2 pseudogenes are annotated in these 1,063 nt (G+C 37.3%); one reads left to right on the forward strand and one right to left on the reverse strand.

The window, feature by feature from the left end:
* A pseudogene (locus AC27IT_RS27675) lies at positions 1-192 on the reverse strand (biotin synthase BioB); the annotation flags it as partial.
* 613 nt (positions 193-805) lie between these two features.
* Between AC27IT_RS27675 and AC27IT_RS27680 the strand changes: the two are divergent.
* A pseudogene (locus AC27IT_RS27680) lies at positions 806-1,063 on the forward strand (mandelate racemase/muconate lactonizing enzyme family protein); the annotation flags it as partial.

Genomic DNA, 1,063 nt, shown 5'->3' on the forward strand with positions numbered 1-1,063 from the left:
ATTAATAATCATATTAAGCTTTACTTTTTTTCCATAATGATGATGACGAATTAAGTACGCGGCATTCATGACCTCTAACACTTCTTCATCCGGTACATAAAGAAGTTGAAGCGCTTCTTTATATGTAATTTCTTTCCCTTTAATAATAGACTGAGCAAGTGCTTTCCAATCTCTTAAACTTGTGGTTTCCATCGATTCCCCTCCACTTTAGTAAACTAAAAAAATATAAAGTTAACAATTATAACTAAAAGTTACCATTATCACGCCTTTTATGTCAACACTTCATAAATAATAGTTAACTTAAAGAGGCTGGGACAAAAGTAGTTGAGCCCAAGTAAAAAACGAACCATTCATCAACCTGTTTGATGAGTAGTTCGTTTTTTTTTGGATGATGCATATCGTTTTATTTGTTTCGTTCCTTCTAGCAGTTGATTGGAGGGCAAGGCGAAGACTCCTGCGGGAAAAGCGGAACAGGTGAGACCCCGCAGGAGCGCAAGCGACGAGGAGGCTCAGCGGCCGCCCGCGGAAAGCGAAGTCTTGCACGGAAATCAACTGCGGTGTAATAAGCAGTCCAGCTCATGTATCTCATTTGTTCGTCTTTCAATTGGATTTATTTCGTTATGTCTCAACCTCTTTTTTATTGTAGAGTGTAGAAAATTTCTACAGTTAATTGTGTGAATTTTCTACAATTTATTTTTTGTTTTCTATTAAGTATTGATTACATCAATCATTTAAACTTGGCACGCATCTTGCAATAGATATAAGTGAAAGTAAAAATGCTGAAATGTAAGGAGATTAGTATTCAATGAAAATTACGGGAATAGAGATCAAACATTATTTACTGCCTTTAAATCCGCCTTTTAAAGCAGCTTGGGACCCCGAGCCCCGCAAGAAGTTTGCTTCTACCGTTGTCTATGTACATACGGATGAAGGAATAACGGGAGTGGGATCAGGAGATTTAATGATGGGGCTTGAGGGACATGAACATTTGTTTATCGGTCAAGATCCTTTTGCCATTGAACGACATGCACAAGTGATACAAAATATAGATTTTCACTATGGA

The organism is Brevibacillus sp. YAE8 (genome assembly GCF_057543335.1).